General features: G+C 37.8%; 14 protein-coding genes and 1 other annotated feature. Of the genes, 1 reads left to right on the forward strand and 13 read right to left on the reverse strand.

Annotated elements, in window-relative coordinates:
- Positions 1-69 precede the first annotated feature (69 nt).
- From NST46_RS20985 to NST46_RS21030, 10 genes are all read right to left on the reverse strand, one after another.
- On the reverse strand, positions 70-1170 hold the full coding sequence (locus NST46_RS20985; protein WP_303448582.1) for an ABC transporter permease: 1101 nt from the start codon (positions 1168-1170) through the stop codon (positions 70-72).
- The gene (locus tag NST46_RS20990) at positions 1167-2438 is read right to left on the reverse strand and encodes an ABC transporter permease (protein WP_303448584.1); all 1272 of its coding nucleotides are present in this window, start codon (positions 2436-2438) and stop codon (positions 1167-1169) included. The genes NST46_RS20985 and NST46_RS20990 overlap by 4 nt, the downstream gene beginning before the upstream one ends.
- 12 nt (positions 2439-2450) lie before the next feature.
- Positions 2451-3383, reverse strand: a complete 933-nt coding sequence (locus tag NST46_RS20995) for an ABC transporter ATP-binding protein (RefSeq protein WP_303448586.1) — start codon at positions 3381-3383, stop codon at positions 2451-2453.
- A 522-nt stretch (positions 3384-3905) separates the two neighbouring features.
- Positions 3906-4712, reverse strand: coding sequence for a cytochrome c oxidase assembly protein (locus NST46_RS21000; protein WP_303448588.1), 807 nt, complete (start codon positions 4710-4712; stop codon positions 3906-3908).
- Between the two features lie 113 nt (positions 4713-4825).
- On the reverse strand, positions 4826-5461 hold the full coding sequence (locus tag NST46_RS21005; protein WP_341137710.1) for a response regulator transcription factor: 636 nt from the start codon (positions 5459-5461) through the stop codon (positions 4826-4828).
- Positions 5462-5471: 10 nt separating this feature from the next.
- Positions 5472-6548, reverse strand: a complete 1077-nt coding sequence (locus tag NST46_RS21010) for a sensor histidine kinase (RefSeq protein ID WP_095309853.1) — start codon at positions 6546-6548, stop codon at positions 5472-5474.
- 9 nt (positions 6549-6557) lie between these two features.
- The gene (locus NST46_RS21015; RefSeq protein ID WP_303448591.1) at positions 6558-7862 is read right to left on the reverse strand and encodes a M20 family metallo-hydrolase; all 1305 of its coding nucleotides are present in this window, start codon (positions 7860-7862) and stop codon (positions 6558-6560) included.
- Between the two features lie 74 nt (positions 7863-7936).
- Entirely contained in the window at positions 7937-8776 is an 840-nt protein-coding gene (locus tag NST46_RS21020; protein WP_341137711.1) for an SAM hydrolase/SAM-dependent halogenase family protein, read from the reverse strand.
- 206 nt (positions 8777-8982) lie between these two features.
- Positions 8983-9251, reverse strand: a binding site (T-box leader).
- Positions 9252-9829: 578 nt separating this feature from the next.
- Positions 9830-10333, reverse strand: a complete 504-nt coding sequence (locus tag NST46_RS21025; RefSeq protein ID WP_340003122.1) for a DNA-deoxyinosine glycosylase — start codon at positions 10331-10333, stop codon at positions 9830-9832.
- Between the two features lie 77 nt (positions 10334-10410).
- Entirely contained in the window at positions 10411-10833 is a 423-nt protein-coding gene (locus NST46_RS21030; RefSeq protein ID WP_095309861.1) for a hypothetical protein, read from the reverse strand.
- Between the two features lie 183 nt (positions 10834-11016).
- On the opposite strand from NST46_RS21030, the gene NST46_RS21035 reads away from it, so the two are divergent.
- Complete coding sequence (locus tag NST46_RS21035) at positions 11017-11979, forward strand: DMT family transporter (protein ID WP_340003121.1); 963 nt, start codon at positions 11017-11019, stop codon at positions 11977-11979.
- A 19-nt stretch (positions 11980-11998) separates the two neighbouring features.
- Here the strand turns inward: NST46_RS21035 and NST46_RS21040 are convergent, their stop codons facing one another.
- The 3 genes from NST46_RS21040 to NST46_RS21050 all read right to left on the reverse strand — a co-directional run bounded on the left by NST46_RS21040 (position 11999) and on the right by NST46_RS21050 (position 15933).
- The gene (locus tag NST46_RS21040) at positions 11999-13426 is read right to left on the reverse strand and encodes a DHA2 family efflux MFS transporter permease subunit (protein WP_118888832.1); all 1428 of its coding nucleotides are present in this window, start codon (positions 13424-13426) and stop codon (positions 11999-12001) included.
- 633 nt (positions 13427-14059) lie between these two features.
- Positions 14060-15349: a nucleobase:cation symporter-2 family protein gene (locus NST46_RS21045; protein ID WP_341137712.1), complete on the reverse strand. Its 1290-nt coding sequence runs from the start codon at positions 15347-15349 to the stop codon at positions 14060-14062.
- The gene (locus tag NST46_RS21050) at positions 15346-15933 is read right to left on the reverse strand and encodes a xanthine phosphoribosyltransferase (protein ID WP_341137713.1); all 588 of its coding nucleotides are present in this window, start codon (positions 15931-15933) and stop codon (positions 15346-15348) included. The genes NST46_RS21045 and NST46_RS21050 overlap by 4 nt, the downstream gene beginning before the upstream one ends.
- Positions 15934-15962: the final 29 nt, after the last annotated feature.

The raw sequence follows: 15962 nt of genomic DNA on the forward strand, positions 1-15962 counted from the left end.
GGTATTAGAGACTATAGACTGAAAACAATTTCAACCTTGCATGCGACAAACTTCCTGCTTCCTATCCAACTAAACATGACGCCTTTCCATCAAGTGAATCCCCACTCCCATCAGGACAACTCCCATTAAAAGTAAAATACTGATTGGAAACAATACTTGCTCTAAAGGATAACCATAAACAGCAATTCCATTTAAAATTTCCATACCGTAAGTGAGCGGATTAATTTTCGATAATGCAAGCAGAAACTCAGATTCGACAATTTCAATTGGCCAATAAGCACCACCAATCATCGCCATACTCACGGAGATAATTGGAATGATTGCGTTAAATTGCTGTGCGTTTTTCACCAATGCCGTTATGAAAATCGATAATGCAACAATTGAAAACACATACGGAATAAGAACGAGCAACGTTTCTAAAAACCTGCCATGGAAGTCAACTCCTACCCAATAGCGGAAAATGAGAAAGATAATGAGGACTTGTAAATAGCCTTCAAAAAAACTATAAATTAAATTGGCAACGTACATTTCCCATTTCTTTACTGGCGATAAGATCATTCTATCCCATAAGCCGTCTTTCTTCTCAACTAATATAGGCAGTACATTGTAGGAAATTGTATAAATGACGAAAAACAAAGTAAATCCAAATAACCTATGAAACGTATTATCATAGACAAATGCATCGGAGTTTCTGAAGCTGCTTTGATGAATTTCGAATACAGGCGAAGCCATTGTTTTTTGTAAGTTTTCTAAAACGACTTCTTTATCTGCATCAGCAGCTGCTAAAATATTTTCCTGTTGCAGCATCTCTACATACGCAGCTCTAACCGTTTGTTCTAGCATTGAACGATTAGGAGAATCCACCCCAACGATAAAGCGGTAGTCATCCTCTAAAAGAATAACACCCATCTCCGCTCTGCCATTTGAGATTTCGTCTTTTAATTCCTCCTCTGTCATCCAAGAAAATATGAATGCATCTGACTCCTCCAGCTTTTCACTAATGAATGACTGCTGCATCGCTTCATCCTCCGCATAGATTGGAACACGTATGGTTGACAGACCACTGCCGCCCAATATAAGTGCGAAGCCAATTGACATTCCGGTAAAAAGCACAAACGTCCAAGGATTTCTTAAAAACATCTTAAATTTTGCTTGCAGGATTCCAATCATACGGATGCCCCCCTTTTAGGAAAACTAATTGCAGCGATGATAATCGATGTGATTGCAAACAAAACGAGAAATAGGATATGATGACTTATTTCAGAAAGCCCATCACCTCGTAAAATCATTAAGTAGGAAGACATTCCAGCACCGTTTGGTGTTAAGTTCCCTAGTGATCGAAAAAAGGCAGACGAATCCCCAATTGGAAAGAAGCTTCCGCCTAATACCGCCATCATAGTTACAACGATACCAGCGAAGAAATTCGTGATCGCTTCTGAATTAAATCGATAGCTAATTGCCGTAAGCAATACCGCGATACCACCTACTGCAATTGCAAGAGACGCGGTTACCGTAAAAAAGGAAAGCAGGTCTGGCCACCTGACACCATAGACAACCCAAGAAAATCCGTAGACAATCAGCAAATGGATAAAACTGAATAATGTACCAGAAATTAATACACCTATAAAATATTCCCACCGCGAGATATTCCCTAAAATGATCCGATCAAATACATGGATCTTTTTTTCCATAAAGGCAATCGTTCCAATTGTTGACGCTATAAAGAGCACGTTCATCACCGTCATACCAACTGCATAATATTCCTGCGATCCGATTGGTTTTTTCTGATTCAATGTTAGAACCTCACCAGTTAACATTCCTTCCTCCAATTGAATAGCTTGTTGGTCAATTCCATTTTTTTGTAAAAACGTGCCCAATGTGAGCTGCTCTTGAAATTGTTCTACGATGTCATTTACAATCATTGGACCAATTTGATGATCATCATTTTGTGAAATTTCAAGTACCGCCTGAGATTTATTATCGAGGACCATGTATTCTAACGATTCATAGGTGAAGTTCTCTGGGACTTCTATAACAGACGTATAAGAATTATCATTCCATATATCAGTTAGTGCTGAAGGCTTCACTTCATGAATTTCAATAAACTCACTCACCTCTCCACTTCCCAAAACCGAGTCCTTTAAAATTTGTACAGGTGAGAGCTGCTCGATTCCAGCTTCGATTTCTTCAACAACTTTTGGAGGCACTCCTCTATTTTCCAAATCCCCTAGAAACCGCTGAATTTCTTCATCCTCATCTCCATGCTCCACAAATGCTATTTTCATATTAATATTCGATGCTCCCCCACTCATCATCATGCTGCCAAGCGCTGTACTTAGAATAGCAATTAAGATGATTGGCAGCCCAACCAACAGGAGGATTTGAACAGGGTTTCTCCATAATAATAACGCTTGTTTTTTAACAATTTGACTTATCATTTATCCCAGCTCCTAATCTCGCAAAGCTCTTCCAGTAAGATGTAGAAACACGTCTTCAAGTGTTGGTGTCTGTACATCGACAGAATTCAACTCAAGCTCCGCATTCTCTGCCATTCGAATAATCTTAGAAAATAGGTTGACTTCTCTTGGGACAATAATGGTTATTTCCTTTTCTCCCATAGTTACACGATTTATCGTTGGATTCTGCTTTAGTTCTTCAATAAACGCATCATTCCAACGGTCCGCTTTAATAGATATCGTCTTTTCTGCAGAGAGAATTCGCTTAATCTCATCTTTTGTCCCTGAAGCGATAAGATTTCCTTGATCCATAATGTAAATTCGATCACAGAGAAACTCTACTTCTTCCATATAATGGCTTGTATATAAAACGGTCATCTGCTTTTCTTCATTCAATCTTTTTACCGTTTCTAGAATATAGTTTCGAGACTGCGGATCAATCCCAACGGTCGGCTCATCCATAATAATTATTTCCGGATCATGCAACATCGCTACACCAATGTTCAACCTTCGTTTCATTCCGCCTGAAAATGTTTTTACAATATCTTTTCGGCGATCGGTTAGCCCGATTTGCTCAAGCACCTCATCTGTTTTATTTTTTAACTGCACACCTCTAAGGCGGTAGATCCTTCCGAAAAATTGCATATTTTCTTCTGCCGTTAAATCTTCATACAACGCGATTTCCTGCGGTACTACTCCAATTACTTTTCGGAGTGGTGCAGGATGCTTTATTATACTTTTATTATGAAAACGAACATCACCATTTGTCGGTTCAACTAAGGAAGACAACATGGAAATGGCTGTTGATTTCCCTGCACCATTCGGCCCAAGCAACCCAACAATCTCTCCCTTTTCAATAAACATATTTAAATTTTTCACAGCATCCATTTGTTTAAATTTCTTCGACAAATCCACTAATTCCAGCATGCAAATCCCTCCCATAAATTTAGTTTACGAAATTTATGGGAGGGAATATACTGTCTGAGGTCATGAAATAGGAAAATAATAAAATGACTTAAGTCACTCTTTAAATATCGGGTTCATTCGTGGTTGTGAGAAACGCGCTGTAATATGCAATTATGGATGGTACTTGCTAACTGGTAACGAGAAACTTCTAGTTTGGCCTCCTTCTCGGTCGGTTTCTTCTCGAGTTCTTTTTATATAGACCGTGATAAACATTCTCTCGGTTGATTCTGCTTGTTTTTCCGTTTTATTCGACCGAGACAGCCTTTCTCTCGGTTTGCCTTTTAATTTCGGACTTATTGTTTAGGGTAATACGAGATTTATCATTATTGCGATAAATATGATTAGTGCAATACCCATTACTGAAACACAAGGCACACGCTTGAACTATCATTTTTCAGAGTATCCGTATTACGCAGGGGGCATCGTATGTTGTTACGCATAAAAAAAGAGATCCACTTAAGCGTTCTTAAGCGGATCCCTTCATTAAATCCTTTTAGTTGACAGAAAAGTAACAATCGTAAAGCTGATCAAAATGCCACCAAAGAAATATAATGCTCCAAGCCATTGCTCATGAACTGGATCAAAAGGCAGAAGTGAGGTAAAGAATTCAGGAGGAACATCTGTTAAATCAGGTAAGCAAAGAGCAAGTGCAGACATGAACAAGTTAATATCCGAATAAATCGCATACAGTCCAGTCTTTGCAAAGAATAAAATCATACTAAATGGGGCTAGCAATACGATATTCACGAATGAATACTTCCACTTTTGTCCACGGGACAACTGATTTGATGAAAGAAGCGGAATCCAGAGCAATACAGCTGAAAGAAAAAGTGCAAGTAAAAAGAAATAATTTAAATAAAGATCAAGTCTTGCGAAATTAAAAATGAATGGAATGTGATAACTGTAAAAAACGACTTGAAATAAAACTGTAGCTACAATAGGCTGCGTAAGCATTACAATTACTTTCTTAATGCCTCCAATTGATTTCATCCGCTTTAATATTTCCGTTTTAAATCCTGCAATGAGAAGCGGTGGAGCAATAAGCAGTAATAAAACCAACTGCAAGCTATGCGTGCTAAACTTAATTCTACCCGTAACATTTAATGGACTAGCACTAGCAATAAAAATAACAATTAGTCCTACTACAAAAGCAAGCGACTTCCACCATCTATGTTTCTTTGAAGTAGGCAAAAGAAAAAAATAAATAATTGCTGCAAACATTGTAAATAAAAAGATTCCACCATTCCACAACGTAGAAAAATGAAATTCATCCAGAATAATATCAAGCATCCATAACCCCACCTTTCTCGTTCGCCCTACCCTAAATTATAAAGTAGATGATAGCTAACAAGTCAGGAGAGTTATAACAATCTCATGACACTATTTTAGGCTCTCTATTTCTATTAATCCGTAATCCCATGTGTTACCGCATAAATCGCAAGTTGGGTTCGGTCCCGTAAACCTGCTTTCTGTAAAATCAAGGTCAAATGGTTTTTAACTGTACCAATCGAAAGATATAAAACATCCGCAATTTCCTTATTTGTTCTTCCTTCACCGACGAGTTTTGTAATCGCAAGTTCTCTCTCTGAAAAATTAATATCAAGCTTCGGTTTTTCACTTGTCTGCAATAGCCGCGGCATTACCTTTGCTGCCACTTCATCATGAATCGTTAATCCACCACTCATACAGCTGTGTACAGCATCGATTAATTTTGCGGGGTCAGAGGTTTTTAATAAAAAACCATTTGCTCCTTCTCTTAGGGCCTGCACCGCATATTCATCATCATTAAACGTTGTTAAAATTAAAATCTTCACATCTGGCCAACGTTTTTTTATAATTCGCGTTGCTTCAATTCCATTCATTACAGGCATCCGCACATCCATCAAAATAAAATCGATTAAATGCTTTTCCATTATTCTTACTGCCTGCTGTCCATTTTCTGCTTGATGTGATACGTTGAACCTTTCTTCTTGTTCTAAAATAACCTTTAACCCTTGACGAACAATCGTCTGGTCCTCAACTAATAAAATATTCCACATCATACCCCTCCTAACCTGGGATCACACCCGATACGATAAAATGCTTTTCCGTTTGATACACTGTTAGCTTTCCTTCAACTTCTTCCACTCGATTTTTCATACTTGAAAGTCCAAATCCAAACTGAAATGGTTTTGGCTCAAAGACAGCATTCCTAATTTCAAATGATATATCTTCTGTTGCTGTTTTTCCGAGCGTAATTTTTACTTCTCTTGACTGGACATGTCTCATTGCATTCGTTAAAGCTTCTTGGATAACACGGTATAGAACGACACTTTTTTCATTCGAAAGCGGGATCGATAATACCCCTTGCTTCATCGTAAATTGAACTAAAATATGGCTTTCTGCCTCTAATTTTCGAATTAGATGAACAACAGTTGCAATCCCTTCGTTTTCTTCTGATTTTAATGCTTTAACAGCATGCCTTGTTTCGTCTAGACTTTCCTTCGCCATCTGTTTAAGCTCGTTAAAGCTATTATCTTTTTTTTCAATGCTGAGCATTTCTAATTTCATAATTAATGCCGTTAATCGATGTCCAACAGAGTCATGAATATCTCGGGCAATTTTAGTCCGTTCCTCTAGTCGCGCATGGCCTTCTGCCTTCAGGTTCATACGTTTCAATTTACGATATTCTCCCAATAATTGATCATAAATTTCCCATTGCTCATTCCGCTCCAAAATAAGGCGATTTAATAAAAACAGCAGCATGGAGAATAGGAGATATACGAGCGCAAAGCGCACATCAAACATATCAAGCTTAAAAATGGGGATGGCCGATACGACAATCGTAAATAATAGATACAAGATCAATTCCCTTCGCTTTAAACGAACCGCTGCATCTGCTAAACAATAACCGTACAATACAATCGTGAGCATCACCGTATCGACATAAAGAAAGCTATGTATTCCAATTATAAAAGAGAGACAGATAAATAAGAAAAACAATCCTTTATGAAGAGACATCAAAAAGTATAATGCAAGTGCTAAGGCAAAGAGTCCTATACTATATGCAGTATTAATACTATCGAACAAAATCATCATAATCCATATCAGGCCAAACAGTACAAAACGCAGCCAAAAAATGTCCATTAAGCAAGTCTACCTTCTGTCATGCTGCAAGCTTTCCACAAATGTTTTGAGCACTTGAACTGTTTGTACACAGTCACTTAAAGACGACCATTCAGCAGGATTATGACTAATTCCATTTTTACTTTGTGTAAAAATCATGGCTACAGGTATTTTTTCGCCTAGGATCATTGCATCATGACCTGCCCCACTTGGTAATTTATAGGGTGAAATTCCATGCTCCAATAACGCTTGTTCTAAAACTTGTTGAATATCTTCTGCAATCGGAACCGGATGAACACGGACTTTTTCTTCATGGTTCACTTGAATATGATACGTATCTGCAATTTCCTTACTTAGTGATAGAACACAATTTACTAGCTCATCACGTGTTTCTTTGTATATATCCCGAATGTCAACATAGAGGGTTACTTTTCCAGGAATAACGTTTACCCCGTTTGGTTCAACCAGTAGTTTACCTATGGTAGCCACTGCAGAATCATTTATTTGTCTTGGCAATTTATTGACTTTCATCACAAATTCACTTGCAGCAACTAACGCATCCCTCCGGTCATCCATTGGTGTATTGCCTGCATGCCCTGCATCTCCATCAAAGGTAAATTCAAGCCAGCATGGGCCCGCAATCCCTGTAACAATTCCACATGGAAGCTCTTCCTTTTCTAATCGTTTTCCTTGTTCTATATGTACTTCCACAAACAACTCGATTTCATCTAATTGCCGACCCGCTTCTGCATAACCTTGAACAGATAATCCTACATCCTGTAAAACCTCTGCAAAGCTTCTTCCTTCTTCATCCTGCAGTTCTATTTTCTCCTCTACATTCGCTTTCCCAATCAATGCTTCACTACCATTTAATCCATTGTTAAATCGGGAGCCTTCTTCATCTGTAAAAATAGCAACCTCAAATGGCTTTCTTGGGCGATAGTCAATTTCCTTCCAAGCTTCTACCACTTCAAGCGCAGCTAAAACACCAAGCGGTCCATCAAAATGACCACCATTTGGAACACTATCAACATGAGATCCACTCATGATAGCTGGCAGATGATCTTCCTCACCAGTTAATCTGCCAAACACATTTCCAGCTCCATCCTCCGAAACTGAAAGTCCAGCCTTTAGCATCCATGTTTTGATTAATTCCTTCGCTTGCTTTTCTGCTAAAGAAAAACCTGGGCGGTTGGAACCATTATCGGCGGTTAGGCCAATTTTTGACAGTTCACTTAAACGATGAGCGATTCGTTCACCCGATATTCCATGTCCTTCATAGCTTTTATCATATTGCTCAAGCAATTGTTCCTGTAATGATAGATTTTTAGTCAACGTTTAACATCTCCTTTTTCTTTTACAACATATCAGAAAAACATTCATTTGAAAATTCACAAACAACTTGTAGTTTAAACTTTACGAAAGCTAATCATCCAATTTGCGCCGGTCTCAATATGGTACGCTTTAGCGAAGGAACCTTGATTAATAGCTACCCCTAATTTATCTAATGAATTCACAAACACAATCGGCTCGCCTAATCGACTATCTGCAAACGAACGCCCAAATCGCATCATATTTTTATATATATGTCGTGTATTGTTTTGAATGGATACTTCTAATGTATCACCATATTGAATTCCTGCTTCGATAAAAAGTTCACGATTAATATTCGTCCATAGGTTACCAAAACGAACATCAAGAATATCAATATTTCCTTTAATTGTATCATCCTTAACTCTAGCTTTTGTCCTTGGTAATTCAATTATTTCGTGGGCAGCAACACTCGGACCAACCTCTTCAAAGGAAATAACACCTGCAGCGAGCCTTGCTCCAGTATATGCATATACATCTCGCCCATGGAACGTATAGGATTCTCCAGAGTTCGGGAGCCGGTTTATTTTTTCATCAATTACTCGTGCTTCTGAGATTCCAATGCTATGTTTTATATGGGTTAGGGTTCCATTATTCGGGGTTACAATATATTGACCTTCCTTCGTTTTTACAACAACACTCATCCGATCTGTTCCGACTCCTGGATCGACAACGGAAATAAACACAGTCCCCTTTGGCCAATAACTAATCGTTTGGTACAAACGATAGGATGCTTCCCATATATTGTATTGCGGAATATCATGTGTCAGATCAAAAATACGAATAGCTGGATCAACGGATATAGCTACTCCATTCATTGCACTTACTGCCCCGTCACTTACTCCAAAATCTGTTTGCAACACTAAATTTTTGCTCATTCTCTGACCCTCCATTTTATCGTTTATACGCTTAATTATTCACTTTTTTAATAGAAAACTTGTCATTCGTTAAAGGGATTCTTGGAAAAAGTTCGTTGCTTTCTTAGAATTCCTTATATTTTGGATTGCAAGCTTTTAAGCGAGTTCCTAAATGCATTATACTTTCCTATTTGCGCATTAAAAAACCACGTCATTACCGAATAAACGGTAAGGACGTGGTTGAATGAACGTGGTACCACCTTACTTCACCGTATGCTCACACATACAGCCTCATCAAGTACGAAAAGCTAAACCACTCTTTATACTGTGGTATGGATAACGAGTACCAAATCTCGCCGGAACCTACTTCTATAACAATAGTTTCAGCTACGAAACTCCGAGGCCATTGTTCAGATTTCTTTTTTTGCTCCTTCTCAGCTGCTGGAGCTCTCTTTGAAAAAATGGAAATCTTACTTTTCCCCATCAACGTTTTTTAATTTATTACGAAATTAAATTCATTATACGGATAATTTTTTAATAAATCAAGCGATTATAAAAAAACAACCATTGAAAGCTTATTCCAATTGCCTTATATTGTCCTTAACAAGACCTAGATGATAAACATTCACTTCTACTATGTACTCATAAATAGCTGTTAATTTCTAGGAAATTGTTATCATTTTTAAATAATTTAAACTTTTTATAATATTTGTATAGTATAATCTAATAGATAGGTCTTGCAGAGTATGCTTAGGCAGAAGCAGTAAAAAAGTTCAACTTTTTTACATGGTGGCTTAAACCCTAACGAAAGGGGTTGAAGCCTGTGATACCAATTGACAAAGTGCTTGAGTTAATGTTCGCATTTGCTACGCTCGTCTTGTTAATTGTGAACAGCCATGAAAAAAAGTAATCATCCTGACGATTCAATCGCTCAGGATAATTGCTTTTTTTCGTACCCTAGTCAGGGCCACCTCTACCTTGTAAGAAACCGTCCGAGTCGTAAGTCCCCCCTTACGACTCGATTCACCTAAACTTCTCTTTAAGACCCATTATCAATCTTATTACGAAGTGTACTTAGATATGATTTAAAATTTCACTCCAAGACACTACTTTTCCTTCAAACGATTTCGTATACCTTCCCGGGATAGGGCTCGTGGACGGTAATTTTATAATACGAATCGCTCCAAGATCTTCTGAATTAAAATTTTTCTTAAATGTATTATATGACTTGGTTCCATTACATGCAATTAAACGTATCGTTGGATACTTGTCTAACAGCCCAGTAATATCATTTGGATTCTCATCCATTATATTCGAATCCAAGCTTCCTTCTCGATAACAGGAACCAATCGAATCCCATAATGCAATTCCCCGTTCTTTTACGAATGCTACTTTTTTTTCATATTCCTCTATAGGTTCAACCTTAAACAATTTAAATAGAATTGGCCAAAAGTGGTTTCGGGCATTTCCGTAGTATTCGCCTTTTTCTAATGAAATTTTCCCCGGCATGGAACCAAGAATAAGAACTTTAGGCTCCTTTGGTATTATCGGCGGAAAAGAATTCAGTCTTTTTGTCATTACACCCACTCCAGTATCATTATACCAAGTATAACCTACTTCTATAATCTACTGCACATTTTAGAAATCTCAGTAGATCATTTCTTTTCTATTTCTTCATGATTCGTTGTTGTTTTCATTTGTTTACTTCTTTTTTTCATTTTTTCCATTATGACAGCTTTACCTTCCAATATTTTATTAAATGGAACCTTCTTTATCCATTTCCAAGTATCCAAAAATAAAAACCACCAAACGACGAAATAAACATGTACTAAAATAATGAACACAGACAACGTATCTCTTGTTTTAAACTGTTCCAGTACATATTGAATTTCGTTCAGTCCCTCTGACCTTCCGATACTGTATACAAATCCAACAAGGGGAGCAAGGAGCGAGAATATGATTGTTATGGCAGCTAACGGACTATATACTTGCCTTACCCAGTTTATAACGCCACTAATTAATGTTAGGATTAAAAAGATATAATAGCACACCCAAAACCAAGTTGGTAAAGTTTCCATCAGACACACTCCCGTTTCTTTCTATATGTATACAATTCGACATAAGCTTCAAAAAAACCTGCAATTTCAATACTTTTTACCTAGTCACACATTAAATTTAAAAAAATTTAAAAAAGTTATTCAAATTAAATTGATGTCTGATATGATTATTGTAATTATTGTTTATTAATTGGAGTGATTTGGTTGAAAGCAATTTTAATTGGGATTTTGGCTGCATTGTTTTTTTCCGTTACCTTTATACTTAATCGTTCCATGGAGTTAGATGGCGGCAGCTGGGTTTGGAGTGCTACGCTTCGATTTTTCTTTATGCTGCCTATTCTAATTTTAATTGTAGGGTATCAACGAAATATCAAGCCTGTAATCAAACATATGATAGCTAGGCCCGTTCCTTGGTTTATGTGGAGTACTGTCGGCTTCGGATTATTTTATGCTCCCCTTACTTTTGCAACTATTTATGGTCCCGGCTGGCTTGTAGCAGCGACATTTCAGCTGACGATAATTGCTGGTTCTTTACTTGTGCCATTTTTAAACAACAAAATAAAGCAAAAAATCCCGATTCAGAGTATTTTTATATCCCTTATTATTTTGGCTGGGGTATTCATTATGCAATTCGAACATGCTTCTTCTGTACCTTTGATAAGTGTTTTGCTTTGCGTTATTCCCTTAATCATTTCGGCATTTGCATACCCACTAGGCAACCGTAAAATGATGCAAGTTGTAAACGGAGAATTAAACACCTTTCAGCGAATACTCGGTATGACACTCGCTTCCTTGCCTTTTTGGATTGTTCTTTCGATTTATGGATTTACAGCACATGGATTACCAAATTCAAGTCAGATAATCCAAACATTTGTTGTAGCGATATCTTCTGGAATTATTGCGACTGCTTTATTTTTCTACGCTACGGAAATAGTTCAGCAGGATAATCAAAAAATGGCTGGAGTTGAAGCTACTCAATCAGGTGAGGTTGTCTTTGCACTAATTGGTGAAATCATTATTCTAAGTGCCCCATTACCAAGTATTGTTTCTTTTATAGGAATGGGGTTTGTAATCATTGGAATGATCCTGCACAGTATCGTCTCTGCGCTTGGAAATCGCAAAAGTCTTGTAGTTATTAAAAAATCTGGCATTCGTCAAAACCCTTAGACGAATGCCAGATTTGTTACTATGCAGATATTCTTTTACTATCTTTAGAAGGGCTTGTCCCTTTGATGAAAAAGGATAGTATTAGAGCGACTAATGATAATACAGTCGCAACATAAAAGGAAACATTCACACCGTGAATCATTTCCATTGGGAGTGCCTTTTCTCCTGTACGAAGGGCAGAAGCAGTCATGATTGTCACTAAAATTGCAGTCCCTACTGACGCTGCTACCTGTCTCATCGTATTCGTCATTGCTGAGCCATGCGGAATCAGACGAGTCGGTAATTGGTTGAGCCCAGCCGTTGTCGCAGGCATCATTATCATCGATATTCCCAGCATTCGTATTGCAAACACAACCGTGAGATAAGATAACGTCGTTTCTTCAGTTAACCTTGTATATAAAAAAGATGTAACGGTTAACAAGGTTAAACCAATAATCAGCAGATACCTCGCACCAACTTTATCAAAAATCCTCCCATTAATCGGCGACATAAATCCCATTAATAAAGCTCCAGGCAATATCATAAGCCCTGATTCCAAGGCTGAAAATCCAGCCATGTTTTGCATGTAGATTGGCAAAATCGTCTCCGATGCAATCAGTCCAATAAAAGCAATCATTCCGATAATGGTTGTCAATGTAAAAATTTTATTTTTAAAAATCCGGAACTCAAGAATAGGTTGCTTCAGCTTGAATTGTCGCAGAATAAAGCCAGTAAGTGTAATAGTTCCAATGACAAGACTACTAACAACTGCTATACTCGTCCAACCATAGCTCCCAGCACTACTAAAACCATAAAGTAATCCTCCAAAACCTAAGGTTGATAGAATAATAGAAAGGATATCTACTTTTGGGAAGGTTCGTTTCGTTACATTTTTCATAACAAAATATGCGATTACGATATTTATAACCGAAAGGGGCAGCACCAAATAGAATAAAGCACGCCATGGATAATGCTCGACCAACCAACCTGAAATTACTGGTCCAAGTGCAGGTGCAAATCCAATTACCAGTCCTACTGTCCCCATCGCTGTACCACGTTTTTCAATTGGAAAGATTAGCAGAAATATTGTCATCATCAAAGGCATCATAATACCAGCACCGGCAGCCTGTATGATACGCCCTATCATTAAGAGCATGAAGGTTGGAGCAATGGCGCATATCAATGTCCCCACGGCAAATGTGATCATTGCGGTTAAAAATAGCCTGCGAGTTGTAAATGTTTCAATTAAAAAAGCTGTGATTGGAATCATAATTCCATTCACTAGCATAAATATCGTTGTCAGCCACTGTGCGGTGTTCTCTGTTAAATTCAAATCATGCATAATATGGGGAATCGCCGTCGCCAATAATGTTTGATTTAAAATTGCCAAAAACGCTCCGGTTATTAGTATAGCAACAATAGGAAATTTATTCAGCTTGTCTATATTTTCGATGTTATTATTCTTCAGACGCCACACTCCCCTTACTTCGTATCTCGAATCATTTTCTATCGTTTATAATGAATTATATGGGAGTATGAGGACAATGTCTATTATTGAAACTGAGGGAGACGAACATGGGCGGGTTTTCCAAATGTTCATTTACCAATTTGAAAGCATTTATTACTTTGTCGTTTTTTTATGCCAAAACAGCTATCTCTTTGTATTTGCAAGAGATAGCGACGTAATGTGCAATTGTGGTTGGAGTATTGTCAATTGAATTTCCGTAGCTTAAGTTGTCAACTTGATTTTCTCCTCTGACTAAAATATTTCTAGGTAGATTTTCATCGTTTTGGTTTCTAATCAACCGTGTAAGCTTTTCTCACAGCTGGTTCTGCTTGTTTTTCCGTTTCATTCGACCAAGACAGCCTTTCTATCGGTTGATTCTTCTTATCCTTTTCCTATTTGTCAGAGTATAATCCGAAGAACGAGTTCAAGGTGACTCACAGGGCCCCGAGAGCGACTGCCTAAAACTATCCCGGACCCGGCGAAACAATTAAAACTTAGCAAATAGATATTAGTTAGAAGTCTATATAAAAACGCATAGACTTTAGTATCTATGCGTTTTGTATAATAAGGCAACATGAATGAAGCACATGCATGTTACGAAGCTTTTTGTTCTTTTAAAATGGTACGTGTTTTTCTTGTTGGCAGCATATGGAATACAATATTTAGTGCGATTGCTGTTACACTACCAGCAACAATTCCGTTACTCGTTAAAATTTGAATACTAGATGGTAATTGAGCGAACAATTCCGGAACAACTGTAACACCAAGCCCCATTCCAACTGAACAAGCAATAATCATTGAATTTTCCGGAGAATCCGATATAACACTGCTTAGCATTTTTATGCCCTGGGAAATAACCATTCCGAACATCGCTACCATTGCCCCACCTAAGACTGCAGTTGGAATTATCGTTGTCAATGCTGCAATTTTAGGCACAAACCCTAAAGCAATTAACATACCTCCGGCAACAAAGATGACTTTTCTCGTTTTTACACCAGTCATTTGAATCAGCCCAACGTTTTGAGAAAAGGCGGTATATTGAAATGCGTTAAAAACTCCACCGAGGAAGATAGCAATTCCTTCTGCGCGATATCCTTTTGAAAGATCTTTTTCCGTTAGCTTTCTTTCAGTAATATCTCCTAATGCAAAATAAACACCAGTCGATTCAACTAGAGATACAATAGCAACTAGAATCATCGTTAAAATTGCAGACCATTCAAATGTCGGTGTGCCAAAGTAAAACGGTTCTACCATGTGGAAATAGGAAGCTTCCGCTACTGCTGAAAAATTTACTTTTCCCATAAACATAGCAACAGCTGTACCGACAATTAGACCAATAAGAATAGAAATTGATCTTAAAAAACCAGTCGCAAAACGATACAATAAAATAATAAATAATAACGTTCCAAAACCTAAAGAAATATTGGCAATCGATCCAAAGTCACTTGCACCTTGGCCACCACCCAAATTATTAATAGCGACAGGAATTAATGTGATACCAATTATCGTAACCACTGTACCCGTCACAACTGGTGGGAAAAAACGTACCAGACTTCCAAAGAATCCGCTGATTAACACAACGACAATACCTGTCACAATAATTGCTCCATAGATAGCTGAGATGCCATATTGTCCACCGATTGCAATCATTGGTCCAACCGCTGTGAATGTACAGCCAAGAACTACGGGAAGTCCAATTCCAAAGAAACGGTTATTAACTACCTGTAAAATCGTAGCAACCCCACACATTAAAATATCAATTGCAACAAGATATGTTAGCTGTTCTGACGTTAGCCCTAGAGCATCTCCGACAATAAGCGGAACTAATATTGCACCAGCATACATTGCTAGAACGTGTTGAAATCCTAATGCTGCAGTTTTCATTTCGGAACTGCCTCCTTCTCAAAGGTTACCTTCCCATTTTCCAGAGATGAGATAATTGCTAACGACTCTACACGAATACCACGCTCGCGAATTTGCTTCCCGCCTTCTTGAAATCCTTTTTCAATGACAATTCCAACTCCTGCAAGCTTTGCACCTGACTGCTCCACAATCTCAAGCAGACCTGAAACCGCCTGTCCATTTGCAAGGAAATCATCGATAATTAAGACAACATCGTTCTCTGAAATATAGTCTTTAGACACTGAAATTTTGTTTGTTTCTTTTTTCGTGAATGAATATACTTGTGCTGAATATAATTCATTTATCAAGGTCAATGACTTGCGCTTTCTAGCGAAGATAACCGGTACCCCGAGTGCTAGACCTGCCATTGTTGCCGGTGCAATCCCAGAAGATTCGAGTGTTAGAATTTTTGTAATCCCACTATCACGAAATCGAGCTGCATATTCTTCCCCAATTGCCTGCATTAGCTTGGGATCGATTTGATGGTTTAAGAATGAATCCACCTTCAAAACTGTATCGGATAATACATTTCCTTCATCTCTTATTTTTTGCTCCAATAAATCCATTTTTTGTCCTCCTAACAATTTAAAAAAGC

It is taken from the genome of Oceanobacillus sp. FSL W7-1309, assembly GCF_038002145.1.
Taxonomy (GTDB): Bacteria; Bacillota; Bacilli; order Bacillales; family Amphibacillaceae; genus Oceanobacillus; species Oceanobacillus profundus.